The organism is Xanthomonas sp. WHRI 8932A, assembly GCF_035012785.1.
GTDB lineage: Bacteria > Pseudomonadota > Gammaproteobacteria > Xanthomonadales > Xanthomonadaceae > Xanthomonas.
Window position 1 is genome coordinate 26,173 of sequence record NZ_JAYGQQ010000016.1, and the last position, 14,902, is coordinate 41,074.

General features: G+C 65.2%; 11 protein-coding genes. 9 read left to right on the plus strand and 2 right to left on the minus strand.

What is annotated here, in order from left to right; genetic code table 11:
• Window positions 1–252: 252 nt before the first annotated feature.
• Window positions 253–1,068 carry a DUF3014 domain-containing protein gene (locus VC212_RS22075; protein ID WP_323515634.1) on the plus strand — a complete coding sequence of 272 codons (816 nt, stop codon included), beginning with the start codon at window positions 253–255 and terminating at the stop codon, window positions 1,066–1,068.
• 210 nt (window positions 1,069–1,278) lie between these two features.
• Here VC212_RS22075 and VC212_RS22080 read toward each other — a convergent pair whose 3' ends face one another.
• Together VC212_RS22080 and VC212_RS22085 are read right to left on the minus strand one after the other, a co-directional pair.
• Complete coding sequence (locus VC212_RS22080) at window positions 1,279–1,986, minus strand: glutathione S-transferase family protein (RefSeq protein WP_323515632.1); 708 nt, start codon at window positions 1,984–1,986, stop codon at window positions 1,279–1,281.
• A 47-nt stretch (window positions 1,987–2,033) separates the two neighbouring features.
• Window positions 2,034–2,342, minus strand: coding sequence for a GIY-YIG nuclease family protein (locus tag VC212_RS22085; protein ID WP_323515650.1), 309 nt, complete (start codon window positions 2,340–2,342; stop codon window positions 2,034–2,036).
• Window positions 2,343–2,612: 270 nt separating this feature from the next.
• On the opposite strand from VC212_RS22085, the gene VC212_RS22090 reads away from it, so the two are divergent.
• From VC212_RS22090 to VC212_RS22125, 8 genes are all read left to right on the plus strand, one after another.
• Window positions 2,613–4,868, plus strand: coding sequence for a TonB-dependent receptor (locus VC212_RS22090; RefSeq protein ID WP_323515629.1), 2,256 nt, complete (start codon window positions 2,613–2,615; stop codon window positions 4,866–4,868).
• A gap of 67 nt (window positions 4,869–4,935) precedes the next feature.
• A complete protein-coding gene (locus tag VC212_RS22095; protein WP_323515627.1) occupies window positions 4,936–6,264 on the plus strand; it encodes an LLM class flavin-dependent oxidoreductase in 1,329 nt (442 codons plus the stop codon).
• 16 nt (window positions 6,265–6,280) lie between these two features.
• On the plus strand, window positions 6,281–7,321 hold the full coding sequence (gene mgrA, locus VC212_RS22100; RefSeq protein ID WP_115554414.1) for an L-glyceraldehyde 3-phosphate reductase: 1,041 nt from the start codon (window positions 6,281–6,283) through the stop codon (window positions 7,319–7,321).
• 17 nt (window positions 7,322–7,338) lie between these two features.
• On the plus strand, window positions 7,339–8,301 hold the full coding sequence (locus VC212_RS22105) for an aliphatic sulfonate ABC transporter substrate-binding protein (RefSeq protein ID WP_275126888.1): 963 nt from the start codon (window positions 7,339–7,341) through the stop codon (window positions 8,299–8,301).
• A 46-nt stretch (window positions 8,302–8,347) separates the two neighbouring features.
• Window positions 8,348–9,142, plus strand: a complete 795-nt coding sequence (gene ssuC / locus VC212_RS22110) for an aliphatic sulfonate ABC transporter permease SsuC (RefSeq protein WP_115555093.1) — start codon at window positions 8,348–8,350, stop codon at window positions 9,140–9,142.
• Complete coding sequence (locus tag VC212_RS22115; protein WP_238691822.1) at window positions 9,139–9,972, plus strand: ATP-binding cassette domain-containing protein; 834 nt, start codon at window positions 9,139–9,141, stop codon at window positions 9,970–9,972. Before ssuC ends, VC212_RS22115 begins: the two co-directional genes overlap by 4 nt.
• A 200-nt stretch (window positions 9,973–10,172) precedes the next feature.
• Window positions 10,173–12,758: an ATP-dependent chaperone ClpB gene (clpB, locus tag VC212_RS22120; protein ID WP_316687814.1), complete on the plus strand. Its 2,586-nt coding sequence runs from the start codon at window positions 10,173–10,175 to the stop codon at window positions 12,756–12,758.
• Between the two features lie 817 nt (window positions 12,759–13,575).
• Window positions 13,576–14,862, plus strand: coding sequence for an aminotransferase class V-fold PLP-dependent enzyme (locus VC212_RS22125; protein WP_323515626.1), 1,287 nt, complete (start codon window positions 13,576–13,578; stop codon window positions 14,860–14,862).
• Window positions 14,863–14,902 lie beyond the last annotated feature (40 nt).

The following is a 14,902-nucleotide window of genomic DNA, read 5'->3' on the forward strand; positions in this document are numbered from 1 at the left end:
GGTGTGCCGTACGTGGCGCTTCGTTTTTTGCGGCAGCGCTGCGTCGTGTTTCGTTTGAGCCGTATCTGCGGCGGGCGCGTGGCTGCCTGATGCCCGTGCGCCGATCAGGCGCTTGCTGCCTCGCGTGCGTGACGCTGTCTCGCCTCGGCATGCGCCCGCGCGGTCGATGAATGCGCTGCGGCCCCACATCGATGGAACCACCGCACCATCTCATGGTCACACCCTGATGTTGTCGATGTCAGGAGTTCCATGATGCAAACCAAGTCCTCGCGCTGGCCGTGGCTGTTGGCGGTGCCGCTCATTGCCGGCGCCGCCTGGTGGCTGTTCCGCGGGCCGTCCGATCCATCTGGTGCGATGCCCGCGCCCATCAGCCAGACCGCGAGCGCGGTGGCTGCCGCCGTCGCACCGTCGCCGCCTGCACCCGCCGCGCCGCGCCACCCGGTGCAGACGCCATCGGCCGATGCCGCAGATGCGGCGATTCCGGCATTGGCGCAGAGCGACGCTGCCGCATGGCAAGCGCTGTTGGACCTGGTGCAGCAGGACGACGCGCTGTCGATCGTGCTGCGCGGGCATCTGATCGAACGCGTGGTGGTGATGGTCGACAACCTCACCCAGCCCAGCATCAGCCGTCGCGCCTCGGTGCTGCAGCCGGTGGCGGGCGAACTGCAGGTCGCCAGCGCAGCCGATCGCAGCGTGATCGACCAAGCCAACGCAGCACGCTATGCGCCCTATGTCGCCGCGTTTACCAGCGTGGATGCGCAGGCGCTGGTGCGCAGCTATGTGCGCTTCTATCCATTGTTTCAGCAGGCCTATGCCAACCTGGGCGCGCCGGACCGTTACTTCAACGACCGCGTGATCGATGTGATCGATCATCTGCTGCGCACGCCGGAGCCGAGCCAGCCGATTGCGGTCGTGCGCGATGCGCGTGGCCGCTATCTCTTTGCGGATCCCGCGCTAGAATCTGCGTCGGTCGGGCAGAAGGCACTGCTGCGGCTGGGGCCAACCCAGGCTGCCGCGGTGAAGGCGCAGTTGCAGGCCATTCGCACAGCGTTGTTGCAGGGACGTTGAGGTTGGCGGTTCGGCTGCGTCGAAATCAAAGGCCGCGTTTGTGCGGCCTTGCATGGGCGATCTCTGGGAACGCGTAACGGTGCCCAATGACGCGGGCAAGTCGCGATAGCACCGGACGTGCAGCAACAGCGACTTACGCGCGTCAGCCGTGCATTGACCGAAATTGAAGCTGACCGGCACACGCGCGCTGCGTGATGCCGGGGGCATCGCCTATGCCGCGTCCAGTTCCGGATAGTGGCGGAAGATGCCGTTGGTGTTGAACGCTACGCGGCGCTCGGATGCGAGATACGCGGCAATGCGCGGGCGCTCGGCCACGTGCTGCTGCAGGGCCTTCAGCCCCGGCAACGTCTTCGACAACGTCGCCATGCGCTTGGGGAACATGTACTCCAGGCCGCTGATCAGCTGAAACAGCGATAGATCCACGTACGAATGGGTACCAAGCACATGGGTGCCGCCTGCCTGTTGCAGCACTTGCTCGAAGTAGCCGAGGAACTTGGGCAGCCGGTTGTCGCGCAGATCCTGGGCGCGTTTTTCCGCTTCGGCTTGTTGATCTTCGTAGTACAGCCCGACGCCGATGGGATGATGGGTGTCGTGCACTTCGGCCACCAGGTCGGCGATGGTCATCTGTAACTGCAATGCCTGCAGGCGCTGCGCCTCTGCCTCGGGCACCAACTGCAATTGCGGGCCAATGGCATGCAGGATGGCTGCCACCTGCGAAACCACTACTTCGCCCGCACGCAGAAACGGTGGTGCAAATGGGTATGCACCAGCGTTCTTGCCGTCCAGGAAGTCGGTCATGACCTCGTCGCCGTCGATGCGCGCGACGTCGGTGTAGCTGGCGCCGGCATCTTCCAATGCCAGGCGGACGAACTCGCCGCGGCCTTGCAGGCCGGTCCAGTAATAGAGCTGATAGTGCATGCGCTGCTCCGGTATCGGATTGGCGCTGCAGCGTAGGGAGCGGGCGGCTAGGCGAGTGTGATCGGGGTGTCAGCGGGGTGTGACCCTGCGCTGCATGGCGGCTGCGCCAGCAGCCAGGCCAGCTTGCGCGCACGCGGTTGGCGCTTGATTGCGCACTCCGCACGCGAGGCGCTGGCGCGGTCGGGGTAGGGGTGGCTGGCGAGGATGTGCAGCGGTGGATTGGCCCGCGTGTAGCGCGCACCGGTGCCCCGCACATGCGCCTGGAAGCGCCGCTCCAGATCGTTGGTGATCCCGGCGTAATAGCTGCCATTGCGACATTGCAGCAAGTAGAGATACCAGGGCTTGGGCGCGTCCATCTGCGCATTATCGCCGTAGATGCCGCGCTCGTGCAGCGCGCTCTCGCAAGGTCGCATCGCCGGCCAGTGCAGGCGCGACGGCGCGTGAGTGAATAACCACCTAAACATTGGTTATTTGACGCTCATGGCGCTGGCAAACAGCATGCCGTATCGCCATTGGCGGTCGAGGCGGCTTCGTGGCCAACGCGTGGTTGCACAGCGTGCAACCCACCCGAATCGCCGCGACACCACCTTCCACATCGATCGCTCCAGTCCACACGAAGGACCTCCATGCCTGTGCAACACCGGATCCCTGCAGGGATCGCTCCTGCTTCGAGGTTGTTGGGAACACCGCAGTTGCTGGCGTGGAGTCTTGCAGTGGCATGCGCACCGGCGCTGGCCAACGCGTCTAGCGAAGCCGCACCAGCGCCGGAGAGCGCGGCACAGACGTTGGGCGCGGTGACGGTGACCGCCACCCGCCGCGAAACGACCTTGCAGCAGGTGCCGGTGGCGGTATCGGTGGTGCAGGGCCAGACCCTGGATCGCGAGAACCGCAATAGCGTGGCCGACCTGCCGGCGCTGGTGCCTAGCCTGACCTTTCGCAGCGGCGCATCCAACAAGGACACCTCGTTGTTCCTGCGTGGCGTGGGCACCATTTCCACCTCGCCGGGCGTGGAGCCCAGCGTGGCTACGGTAATCGATGGCGTGGTGCTGGGCCGCCCGGGACAGGCCACGTTGGACCTGCTCGATGTCGAACGCATCGAAGTGCTGCGTGGGCCGCAGGGCACCTTGTTCGGCAAGAACGCCTCGGCCGGCGTGCTCAATATCGTCAGCAAGCCGGCGCCGGAGGTGTTTGGCGGCTATGTGGATTATTCCCACTTCGGCGGCGGCGACGAAGACCGCGTGCGTGCCAGCATCGGCGGTGCGCTGGTGCCGGAGGTGCTCAAGGCCAGCGTGTCGGCGGTGTGGGCCGAGTACGGCGGCAACGTGCGCAATGTGGCCGACGGGCAGACCGTCAATGGCTACCGGCGCGCCGGCGCACGTGTGCGGCTGGACCTCACGCCAAGCCCGGACTTCAGCGCGACCTTGCTCGCCGATTACCTGAAATCGCATAGCGATGCGCCCAGCGGTGTTGTCGTTGCCAGCACACGCGCCGACTTTGCCGCTGCGCTTGCGCCGGTGCGTGGCAGTGCCGACAACCGCCAGATCAACAGCGATTACCCCACCTTTCTGGATGACATCAACAAGGGTGCGTCGCTGCAACTGGACCGGCATATCGGCGAGGTGGTGCTGACCTCGATCAGCGCATGGCGGCAATGGGATAACACGCAGTTCCAGGATGGCGACCGCACTGCTCAGCGCAGTGCGGCGTTTCCGGCATCGCACGATCGTGGCGAGCTGGGTTACACGCAGTATTCGCAGGAATTGCGCGTGCAGACCCCGCGCGACCGTGCAGTGGAAGCGGTGGCCGGGCTGTACTACCTGCACGCCCGCAGCGACGAAACCTACCGCCGCAGCGTGACCACGCCCACCGCCAGCAATGTGGGTGTGGCCGATTACGACACCCGCGCGCAGACCTATGCGCTGTTCGGCGAGGCCACCTGGCATTGGCGCCCGGACCTGCGCGCCTTGTTGGGCGCGCGCGTCACCCGCGACACGCTCGAGTATCAGCATCAGCGCGTGTCCAGCGCGGCAACAGCGGTCACCGGGATTCAGCCCTCCACGGCCAGCGCCGGCAGCACCTCCGAAAATGGCGTTTCCGGGCGCGCCGGCCTGCAGTACGACATTAACGAGCAGACCACCGGTTACCTCACCTATTCGCGTGGCTACAAGGGCCCGGCCTACAACGTGTTCTTCAACATGCAGCCGCGCGACACGCCGGCGCTGAAGCCGGAGACGTCAAACGCCTGGGAGTTGGGGTTGAAGACGCGCGCGCTGGACGACCGGCTCAGTGCGAATGTGGCGTTGTTTCACACCGACTATGCCGATTACCAGGCCAACTTCTTCGATACCGTGGCCGGGCAGGTAGTGACGCGGTTGATCAATGCCGGGCAGGTGCGCACGCAAGGCCTGGAGCTGGATCTGGACTACCGGCCTACCGAGCGGCTCAGCCTGGCCGCATCGCTGGCGTATACGCAGGCGCGTATCCAGCGCTTCGCGTGCCCGGCGGCAGCGGCGGCCAACTGCAATGTCGACGGCAAGCCGCTGCCGTTTTCGCCGGACTGGAAGGGCAATCTGCGTGCCGGCTACCGCGTGCCGCTGCGTGGCAGCCTGGCCGTGGAGTTCAACGGTGATGTGAGCTGGCAGGACAGCGTGCAGTACGACCTCAGCCAGACCGCGCAAACCCTGCAGGGCCCGTATGCGATCTGGAACGCCAGCATTGCGCTGGCCGACGACGCGCATGGCTGGCGGGTGGCGGTGCTGGGCCGCAACCTGGGCGATCGCGCGTATGCGCCGCTGTTGGCCAATGCCACCGGCAATGTCTACCGCCTGGTCCCGCGCGACGATCGGCGCTACGTCGGCGTGCAAGTGCACAAGGATTTTTGAGGATGCAATCGATGGGTTTACACAGTGAGATCAAGCACACGCAGTGCGTCCTTCTGGGGGGGCGGCGATGAGCGCGTCACGGCAGCTGTCGCTGGGTGCCTTCCTGATGGCGACCGGCCACCACGTCGCGGCCTGGCGGCACCCGCAGGCGAGCGCAGACACGCTGGATTTTGCGCAGTACCGCGAGATGGTGCGCATTGCCGAGGCCGCCAAGTTCGATGCGGTGTTCGTGGCCGACAGCCTGGCCGCAGCCGGCGGGCCGACCGCGCCGCGGATGGCGCGTTCCAGCCTGTTCGAGCCGCTGACGCTGCTCAGCGCACTGGCCACGGTAAGCGAGCGCATCGGCTTGATCGCCACCATGACCACCAGCTACAACGAGCCCTATCACGTGGCGCGCAAGTTCGCCTCGCTGGACCATCTGTCCGGCGGACGGGCCGGGTGGAATCTGGTTACCTCCGACGCCGCCGATGAGGCGCTCAACTTCAATCGCGATGCGCATTACGTGCATGCGGAGCGCTATGCGCGGGCGCGCGAATTTCAGCAGGTAGTCGCCGGCCTGTGGGACAGCTGGGACGATGACGCCTTTATCGCCGACAAGGCGGCCGGCCTGCATCACGACCCGGCGCGTGCGCATGTGCTCGATCATCGCGGCACGCACTTTCAGGTGCGCGGGCCGCTCAACATCGCGCGCGCGCCACAAGGGCATCCGGTGCTGGTGCAGGCCGGTTCGTCCGAGCCCGGGCGCGCGCTGGCGGCAGAAACCGCCGAGGTGGTGTTCACCGCGCAATCGTCGCTGGCCAAGGCACAGGCGTTCTATGCGGATATCAAAGGGCGGCTGGAACAGTTTGGCCGCACGCACGATGCATTGAAGGTGCTGCCTGGCGTGTTCATCGTGGTGGGGCAGAGCCAGGCCGAAGCGCAGGAAAAATTCCAGCAATTCCAGGAGCTGGTGGAGCCTGAGGTGGGCATCGCGCTGCTGTCGCGCATGCTGGGCAACTTCGATCTGTCCGGCTATCCGCCGGACGGCCCGTTGCCGGAATTGCCGCTCACCGAAACCGGCCAGCGCAGCCGCCAGCAGTTGTTCACCGAACTGGCCGGGCAGGAGCAGTTGAGCATTGCCCAGCTCGGTCGGCGTATTGCCGGTGGGCGCGGGCATTACAGCCTGATCGGCACGCCAACGCAGATTGCCGACGAGTTGCAGGCGTGGTTCGAGCAAGGCGCAGCCGATGGTTTCAACGTGTTGGTGCCGCACCTGCCCGGTGGCCTGGCCGATGTGGCCACGCACGTGGTACCGGAGCTGCAACGACGTGGACTGTTCCGGCGTGAATATGCAGGGCGCACCTTGCGCGATCATCTGGGGCTGACACGCCCCGTCAATCGCTTCAGCGCCCGCTGATCTACCGGACACACCCATGACCTATCTCGCACATCCTGATCGTTACGACCGCATCGCTTACCGCCGTGTCGGCCGCAGCGGCCTTGTCTTGCCCGCATTGTCGCTGGGGCTGTGGCACAACTTCGGCGACAGCACGCCGATCGACACCCAGCGGCAGCTACTGCGCACCGCCTTCGATCTGGGCATCACCCATTTCGATCTGGCCAATAATTATGGCCCGCCGTATGGCAGCGCGGAGCGCAACTTCGGCCGTTTGCTGCGCGAGGATTTCAAGCCATATCGCGATGAATTGATCCTCTCCACCAAGGCCGGCTGGGACATGTGGCCCGGCCCCTACGGGCAGGGCGGCAGTTCGCGCAAATACCTGCTGTCCAGCCTGGACCAGAGCCTGCAACGGCTGGGCGTGGACTATGTGGACATCTTCTATTCGCACCGTTTCGATGCGGACACGCCGCTGGAAGAAACCGCCGGCGCACTGGCCAGCGCCGTGCAACAAGGCAAGGCGCTGTACGTGGGCGTGTCGTCGTATTCGGCGGCGCGCACGCGCGAGATTGCCGCATTGCTGCGCGAGTGGAAGGTGCCGTTGCTGATCCATCAACCGGCCTACAACCTGTTCAACCGATGGCTTGAGCACGAGCTGCTGGATGCCACCGCAGACATCGGTGCCGGGGTGATTGCATTCACGCCGCTGGCGCAAGGTCTGCTCACCGGCAAGTATCTCGACGGCGTGCCGGCCGATGCGCGCGTCAATCGCCCCGGTGGGCAATCGCTGCGGCCGGAGCATCTGTCCGACGACAACCTGCAACGCGCACGTGGATTGAATGCGATTGCGCAAAAACGCGGACAAAGCCTTGCGCAGCTGGCACTGGCCTGGGTACTGCGCGATGCGCGCGTGAGTTCGGCGTTGTTGGGTGCCAGCCGGCCGGAGCAGTTGGTCGAAAACGTCGCGGCATTGCAGAACCTGAACTTCAGCGCGGAAGAGTTGGCCGAGATCGATCGCTTTGCGGTCGAGGGCGGCATCAACCTGTGGGAAAAACCGTCAACCGATTGGCAATGAGGAGATCGTCGATGCGCATGCGTGTGGCCTGGGCCGTGATGTTGTTGATAAGTGCCGCGTGGTTGCCGTGCGCGTCTGCGGCCGACCCTGCACAGCTGCGTATCGGCTATCAAAAAGCGGTGTCGAGCCTGGTGCTGGCCAAACAGCACCGCCTGCTGGAGCAGCGCTTCCCGCGCACCAACATTACTTGGGTTGAATTTCCAGCGGGGCCGCAATTGCTGGAAGCCTTGAACGTGGGCAGCGTCGATCTGGGCGGGGCCGGCGATATTCCGCCGTTGTTTGCGCAAGCGGCCGGTGCCGATCTGTTGTACGTGGGCTGGGTGCCGCCGACGCCGAAGGCCGAAACCATTCTGGTGCCGACCAAGAGCACGCTGCGGCGCGTGGCCGATCTCAAGGGCAAGCGGGTTGCGTTTCAAAAAGGGTCCAGCGCGCATAATCTGCTGCTGCGGTTGTTGGCCAAATCCGGCCTGAGCCTGCGCGATATCACCCCGCTTTATCTGTCGCCGGCCAATGCGCGCGCCGCGTTTGCGGCCGGGCAAGTGGATGCCTGGGCGATCTGGGACCCGTGGTATTCGGCGTTGACGCTGGATGGCAGTGCGCGCCTGCTCGCCAATGGCGAAGGGTTGGGGTTGACCGGCGGGTTCTTTCTGTCGTCGCGCCGCTATGCCACGACATGGGGCCCGTTCGTGCAGCAGGTGATGGGCACGCTCAATCAGGCCGACGGCCTGCTGGAACGCGACCGTGCCGGCAGTATCAAGGTGCTGGCGCAGGTGAGTGGGCTGTCGCCTGCGGTGGTGGAGCGCACCTTGGCGCACCGCCCGCCGGCCAGCGTGCAACCGCTCAGCGCCGAGGTCATCAAGGCGCAGCAGGCCACCGCCGACCTGTTCTATGCGCAGCGGCTATTGCCCAAGCGCGTGCTGGTGGCACCGGCGGTGTGGCGCGCGCCTGCCACGGTTGCCGCGCAAGCGGCAGGCAAGTGATGCGCGCGGCTGCATCGCTGCACACCGGCAACGCGAAGGCGATGCAATGAGCGCTCGCGCATGGCGCTGGGGCAACCGGCTGCTGCCGTGGGTGTTGCCATTGACGGTGCTGGCGGCATGGCAGGGCGCCGCATCGGTTGGCTGGCTGCCGCAGCGCATCCTGCCGGCGCCGGATGCGGTGCTGCGTGCGGCGGCCACGCTCGTGCAAAGCGGCGAGCTCTGGCAGCACCTGGCAATCAGCAGTTGGCGCGCCGCCGTGGGCCTGGCCATCGGCGGCAGCCTTGGCCTGGCGCTGGGCCTGTTGACCGGTGTGTCGCGCGTGGCCGAACGCCTGCTCGACAGCAGCCTGCAGATGCTGCGCAACGTGCCGCATCTGGCGCTGATTCCGCTGGTGATCCTGTGGTTTGGCATCGATGAAGGCGCCAAGTTGTTTCTGGTGGCGCTGGGGACCTTCTTCCCGATCTATCTCAATACCTATCACGGCATCCGCAGCGTGGACCCGGCGTTGATTGAAATGGCACGCAACTACGGCTTGCGCGGGCCGCAATTGTTTATCGATGTGCTGCTGCCCGGCGCGCTGCCGTCGATTCTGGTGGGGCTGCGCTTTGCATTGGGGCTGATGTGGCTGACCTTGATCGTGGCCGAAACCATCTCGGCCAGCTCCGGCATTGGCTACCTGGCAACCAATGCGCGCGAGTTCCTGCAGACCGACATCGTGGTGGTGGCGATCGTGCTGTATGCGGTGCTCGGCAAGCTGGCCGATCTGGCCGCGCGCGGGCTCGAAGCCTGGTGGCTGGGCTGGCATCCGGCGCAACAACGGCGCGCGCAGGTGGCGCGATGACGGTGGCAGGCAATGGCTTGCCGCTGACCCTGCGCGGCATCGGCAAGCGCTATGGCGGCAGCGATGTGTTGCGCGGCATCGATCTGGAGATTGCAGCCGGCAGTTGTGTGGCCGTGGTCGGCCGTAGTGGTTGCGGCAAGAGCACGCTGCTGCGGGTGATCGCCGGTCTGGAGCGCGCCGATGCCGGTCGCGTGGATAGTGGCGATGCACCGTTGGCGCGTCGGCGCGATGCGGTGCGGCTGATGTTTCAGGATGCGCGGTTGCTGCCCTGGAAACGGGTGATCGACAACGTAGCGCTGGGCCTGGGCCGTGCCGGGCGCGCACAGGCGCAGGCAGCACTGGATGCGGTGGGGCTGGGCACGCGCGGTGGCGACTGGCCGGCGGCGTTGTCCGGTGGGCAGCGGCAACGCGTGGCGCTGGCGCGCGCATTGGTGCATCGGCCGCGGTTGTTGTTGCTGGACGAGCCGCTGGGCGCGCTGGATGCGTTGACGCGAATCGAGATGCAGCAGCTGATCGTGCAGCTGTGGCGGCAGTACGGCTTCACCCTGGTGCTGGTGACCCATGATGTGGCCGAAGCCAGCGCGCTGGCGGATCGCATCGTGGTGATCGAGCAGGGCCGGGTCGGCCTGGATGTGGCCGTGCCGGTAGCGCACCCGCGCGCGCCTGGCTTGCCGGCGCTTGCCGCGATCCAGGCGCAGGTGCTGTCGCGTCTGCTGGGCGCTGCGCAGGCAGGTGCGGCGGTAACTCCCGCGCAGGGCGATGCGGGGCAGGGCATCGCTGGTGGCGGCAGCGCTTTGCATGCGGCAGTGCCGTTGCGACGGATCGTGTAGCAATCGTCCGTTGGTCGGCCCCGTGGCCGATGCCAGACCGCGCTGCCCGCAGCTCGCGACGACACTCCGGGCTGGATAAGGCGGTCTCGGTGGCCTTGGTCTCGGTTCGTTCCGTGCCGATCAAACCTTGAAACCCCGCTCGGCAGCCGCATCTGCACGGTATCGCCGGCGTTGCCGGCCACCCGTTCAGAGGATTTCCCATGCGGATGGACAAGCTCACCTCGCGGTTCCAGCAGGCACTGGCCGACGCACAGTCGCTGGCCGTGGGCCGCGACCACAACATCATCGAGCCGGTGCACGTGCTGGCCGCGCTGCTCGACCAGAGCGGTGGCAGTACGCGCCCGCTGCTGTCGCAGGCCGGGGTCAACGTGCCGTCGCTGCGCGAGCGTCTTGGCGAGGCGCTGGATACCTTGCCCAAGGTCTCCGGGCAGGAAGGCAATCTGTCGATCGGCAACGATCTCAATCGCCTGCTCAACCAGACCGACAAGCTCGCTCAGCAACATGCCGATGCCTTTATCGCCAGCGAGTGGTTTGTGCTGGCCGCCGCCGACGATGCCAGCCCGCTGGGCGTGGCACTGCGCGCGGCCGGCGGCGACAAGAAGAAGATCGAAGCGGCCATCGACAAGCTGCGCGGCGGCGAAACCGTGCAATCGGAAAATGCCGAAGAGCAGCGCCAGGCGCTGGAGAAATACACCATCGATCTCACCGCGCGTGCGGAGAGCGGCAAGCTGGATCCGGTGATCGGCCGCGACGAAGAAATCCGCCGCACCATCCAGGTGTTGCAGCGCCGGACCAAGAACAACCCGGTACTGATCGGCGAACCCGGCGTGGGCAAGACTGCGATTGTCGAAGGCCTGGCCCAGCGCATCATCAACGGCGAAGTGCCCGAAGGTCTGCGCGGCAAGCGGGTGCTGTCGCTGGACATGGGCGCGCTGATTGCCGGTGCCAAGTTCCGAGGCGAATTCGAAGAGCGCTTGAAGGCGGTGCTCAGCGACCTGTCGAAGAACGAAGGCCAGATCATCCTGTTTATCGATGAGTTGCACACCATGGTGGGCGCGGGCAAGGCCGATGGTGCGATGGACGCCGGCAACATGCTCAAGCCGGCGCTGGCGCGCGGCGAGCTGCATTGCATCGGCGCCACCACGCTGGACGAATACCGCAAGTACATCGAAAAAGATGCGGCATTGGAGCGTCGCTTCCAGAAAGTGTTTGTGGGCGAGCCGACGGTGGAAGACACCATCGCCATCCTGCGTGGCTTGAAGGAACGCTACGCCGTGCACCACGGTGTAGAGATCACCGACCCGGCCATCGTGGCGGCGGCCACCTTGTCCAACCGCTACATCACCGACCGCCAGTTGCCGGATAAAGCCATCGACCTGATGGACGAGGCCGCATCGCGCATCCGCATGGAAATCGACTCCAAGCCGGAAGAACTCGACCGCCTGGAGCGCCGGCTGATCCAGCTCAAGATCCAGCGCGAGATGTTGAAGAAGGAAAAGGACGACGCCTCGCGTCAGCGCCTGGCCGATCTGGAAACCGATATCGACAAGCTCGAACGCGAGTTCTACGACCTCAACGAGCTGTGGAAGTCGGAGAAGGCTGCGCTGCAGGGCACCACCAAGGTCAAGGAGCAGATCGAGCACGCCAAGCTGGAGCTGGAAGCGGCGCAGCGTCGCCAGGACTACGCCAAGATGAGCGAGATCCAGTACGGCGTGTTGCCGCAGCTGGAAAAGCAGATGCTGCTGGCCAACGAAGTGGAGCATCACGACTTCAAGCTGGTACAGGACCGCGTGACCGCCGAAGAAATTGCCGAAGTGGTGTCGCGTTGGACCGGCATTCCGGTCAACAAGATGCTCGAAGGCGAGCGCGACAAATTGCTGCGCATGGAAGACGAACTGCACCATCGTGTGGTCGGGCAGAACGAGGCGATCAAGGTGGTGTCCGATGCGGTGCGTCGCTCGCGTGCCGGCTTGTCCGACCCCAATCGTCCGAGTGGCTCGTTCCTGTTCCTGGGGCCGACCGGCGTGGGCAAGACCGAGTTGTGCAAGGCGTTGGCGGACTTCCTGTTCGACAGCACCGAAGCGATGATCCGCATCGACATGAGCGAGTTCATGGAGAAACATTCGGTGTCGCGCCTGATCGGCGCGCCTCCGGGCTACGTGGGCTATGAAGAAGGCGGCTATCTCACCGAAGCGGTGCGCCGCCGCCCGTATTCGCTGATCCTGCTCGACGAGGTAGAAAAAGCGCATGCCGATGTCTTCAACATCCTGTTGCAGGTGCTCGACGATGGCCGTCTGACCGATGGTCAGGGCCGCACCGTGGACTTCCGCAACACGGTGATCGTGATGACCTCCAACCTGGGGTCGCATCAGATCCAGGAGCTCTCCGGCGACGGCAGTGCCGAGGCCTACACGCAGATGAAGGCCGCGGTGATGGGCGTGGTGCAGGCGCATTTCCGCCCGGAGTTCATCAATCGGCTGGACGACATCGTGGTGTTCCATCCGCTGGACAAGGCGCAGATCAAATCGATCGCGCGCATCCAGTTGCAGGGCCTGGAAAAGCGCCTGGCCGAACGCGGACTCAAGCTGGATCTGGACGATGCCGCGCTGGATCTGCTCGGCAACGTCGGCTTCGACCCGGTGTATGGCGCGCGACCGCTCAAGCGCGCGATCCAGTCGCAGGTGGAAAACCCGCTGGCCCAGCAGATCCTCTCCGGGCATTACATTAGCGGCGACACCGTGCGCGTGCGTGTCGAGGGCGGGCGTCTGGCGTTTACGAAGGGCTGATGAGGTTGGGCGATGGGTGGGTGTCGTACCGCCAATCGCATCGGAGCCATAGCGACGAAGCACCGTCTGTGGGCATCTCCACGCACCGGCGCCAACGGTTGACGCAATAGCGGGCACTGCGCAGGCAGTGCCCGTTTACGTTAGTGGGTTATCCCTGAGCCTTAGCTGCGGACATGCCCTGTCTTTCTACAAACCACCAGGCATTAAGACTGCCTGCGCATCCAGGCTGCGGCAGGTCGCGCCGGCAGCTTTCGCAGGCCTGCGGTTGCAACGACGGAATGCCTCGGTCAGAGTGCGCCGTCTTCGACCCAAGGTCTGAAAGCTGGGCAAGGCGCAGGGCGCATCGGCTCACTCCATGACGTTGCAAGCAATGCGTCAGCTCAGGCCACGTTGCAACGAACGATCGACGAATCAGCTATCGCCGGTGCCTCAGCCACCGACCACAACCGCCGATACGCGTGCAAGCGCCCTCACTGACCGAAGCGTTCGCAGTAAATGCGCAGGCGTTGCGCGTGTTGGGTTGGTCGGTGCGCGGTGTCGCATCCGGCGTCGGGACACGCCGTGCATCCGTCCATGGAGGCTCGGTAGCGGCATCCATGCCGTCACGGTCCCGCCCCCGGATACGCCACCACGCTTGCGCTGTTCGCCGTCGCCGATCGGCAAGCAGGGCCGGGCTCATCAGGTTGCATTAGGTGGATGGCGCAGGCAGTGCACGGCTGTGCTTACAACCGGGCGGCATGAGTTCATCACTGCGCGTTTGCAAACGGACGTGCGGTCCCGGCTATGGTCGGCATTCTTTCCGAGAGCGAGCCGCACCATGACCGACCCGCAGTGGAAGCCCGAAACCATCGCTGTGCATGGCGGGTATCGCCCCGACCCGACCACGCGCGCGGTGGCGGTGCCGATCTACCAGACCGTTGCCTACGCCTTCGACAATACCCAGCACGGCGCGGATTTGTTCGATCTGAAGGTGCAGGGCAATATCTATAGCCGCATCATGAACCCGACCAACGATGTGCTGGAACAGCGCGTCGCGGCGCTGGAAGGCGGCATCGGCGCACTGGCGCTGGCGTCGGGGCAGGCGGCGGTGACTTACGCCATCCAGACCATCGCGGAGGTGGGGGACAACATCTTGTCGTCCAGTGCGTTGTATGGCGGCACCTATAATCTGTTCGCGCATACGCTGCCGCAGTTCGGCATCAGTACGCGGTTTGCCGACTATCGCGACCCGCAGGCGTTTGCCGGCCTGATTGACGACCGTACCAAGGCGGTGTTCGTCGAGTCGATCGGCAATCCGCGCGGCAACATCACCGATATCGAAGCGGTGGCGGCCGTGGCGCATGCGCATGGCGTACCGCTGATCGTGGACAACACCGTGGCCACCCCGTCGTTGCTGCGGCCGATCGACTTCGGCGCGGACATCGTGGTGCATTCGTTGACCAAGTATCTCGGCGGGCATGGCAACAGTATCGGTGGCGCCATCGTGGACAGCGGGCGCTTTCCGTGGGCGGAGCACAAGGCGCGGTTTCCGCGGCTCAACGAGCCGGACGTGAGCTACCACGGCGTGGTGTATACCGACGCGTTGGGCGAGGCCGCCTACATCGGCCGCGCGCGCGTGGTGCCGCTGCGCAATACCGGGGCGGCGTTGTCGCCGTTCAATGCGTTTTTGATCCTGCAAGGCATCGAAACCCTGCCGCTGCGCATGGAGCGTATCAATGCCAACACATTGGCGATTGCGACATATCTGCAGCAACACGCGCGGGTGGCCTGGGTCAATTACGCTGCGTTGCCGGATCACCCCGAGCATGCGCTGGCGCAGAAGTATCTGGGCGGGCACGGCTCGGGCGTGCTGACCTTCGGCCTGCCCGGTGGACGTGCGGCGGGTGCGCGGTTTCTGGATGCGCTGCAGTTGTTCACGCGGCTGGTCAACATCGGCGATGCCAAATCGCTGGCGACGCATCCTGCATCCACCACGCACCGGCAACTTGATCCGGCCGAACTGGAACATGCCGGCGTCAGCGAAGACACCGTGCGCCTGTCGATCGGCATCGAACATATCGACGATCTGCTGGCGGATCTGGAGCAGGCGCTACAGGGAGCGTGAGGTTTTAGCGCAGCCAACACGCCGACTGTGCTCACCGCCA

Excerpts from the sequence above, each read along its gene's own strand:
- mgrA (WP_115554414.1), top strand. The coding sequence starts at position 6,281 with ATGACCTATCTCGCACATCCTGATCGTTACGACCGCATCGCTTACCGC.
- VC212_RS22075 (WP_323515634.1), top strand. The coding sequence starts at position 253 with ATGCAAACCAAGTCCTCGCGCTGGCCGTGGCTGTTGGCGGTGCCGCTC.
- VC212_RS22085 (WP_323515650.1), bottom strand. The coding sequence starts at position 2,342 with ATGGACGCGCCCAAGCCCTGGTATCTCTACTTGCTGCAATGTCGCAAT.
- clpB (WP_316687814.1), top strand. The coding sequence starts at position 10,173 with ATGCGGATGGACAAGCTCACCTCGCGGTTCCAGCAGGCACTGGCCGAC.
- VC212_RS22105 (WP_275126888.1), top strand. The coding sequence starts at position 7,339 with ATGCGTGTGGCCTGGGCCGTGATGTTGTTGATAAGTGCCGCGTGGTTG.
- VC212_RS22125 (WP_323515626.1), top strand. The coding sequence starts at position 13,576 with ATGACCGACCCGCAGTGGAAGCCCGAAACCATCGCTGTGCATGGCGGG.
- VC212_RS22095 (WP_323515627.1), top strand. The coding sequence starts at position 4,936 with ATGAGCGCGTCACGGCAGCTGTCGCTGGGTGCCTTCCTGATGGCGACC.
- VC212_RS22090 (WP_323515629.1), top strand. The coding sequence starts at position 2,613 with ATGCCTGTGCAACACCGGATCCCTGCAGGGATCGCTCCTGCTTCGAGG.
- ssuC (WP_115555093.1), top strand. The coding sequence starts at position 8,348 with ATGAGCGCTCGCGCATGGCGCTGGGGCAACCGGCTGCTGCCGTGGGTG.
- VC212_RS22115 (WP_238691822.1), top strand. The coding sequence starts at position 9,139 with ATGACGGTGGCAGGCAATGGCTTGCCGCTGACCCTGCGCGGCATCGGC.
- VC212_RS22080 (WP_323515632.1), bottom strand. The coding sequence starts at position 1,986 with ATGCACTATCAGCTCTATTACTGGACCGGCCTGCAAGGCCGCGGCGAG.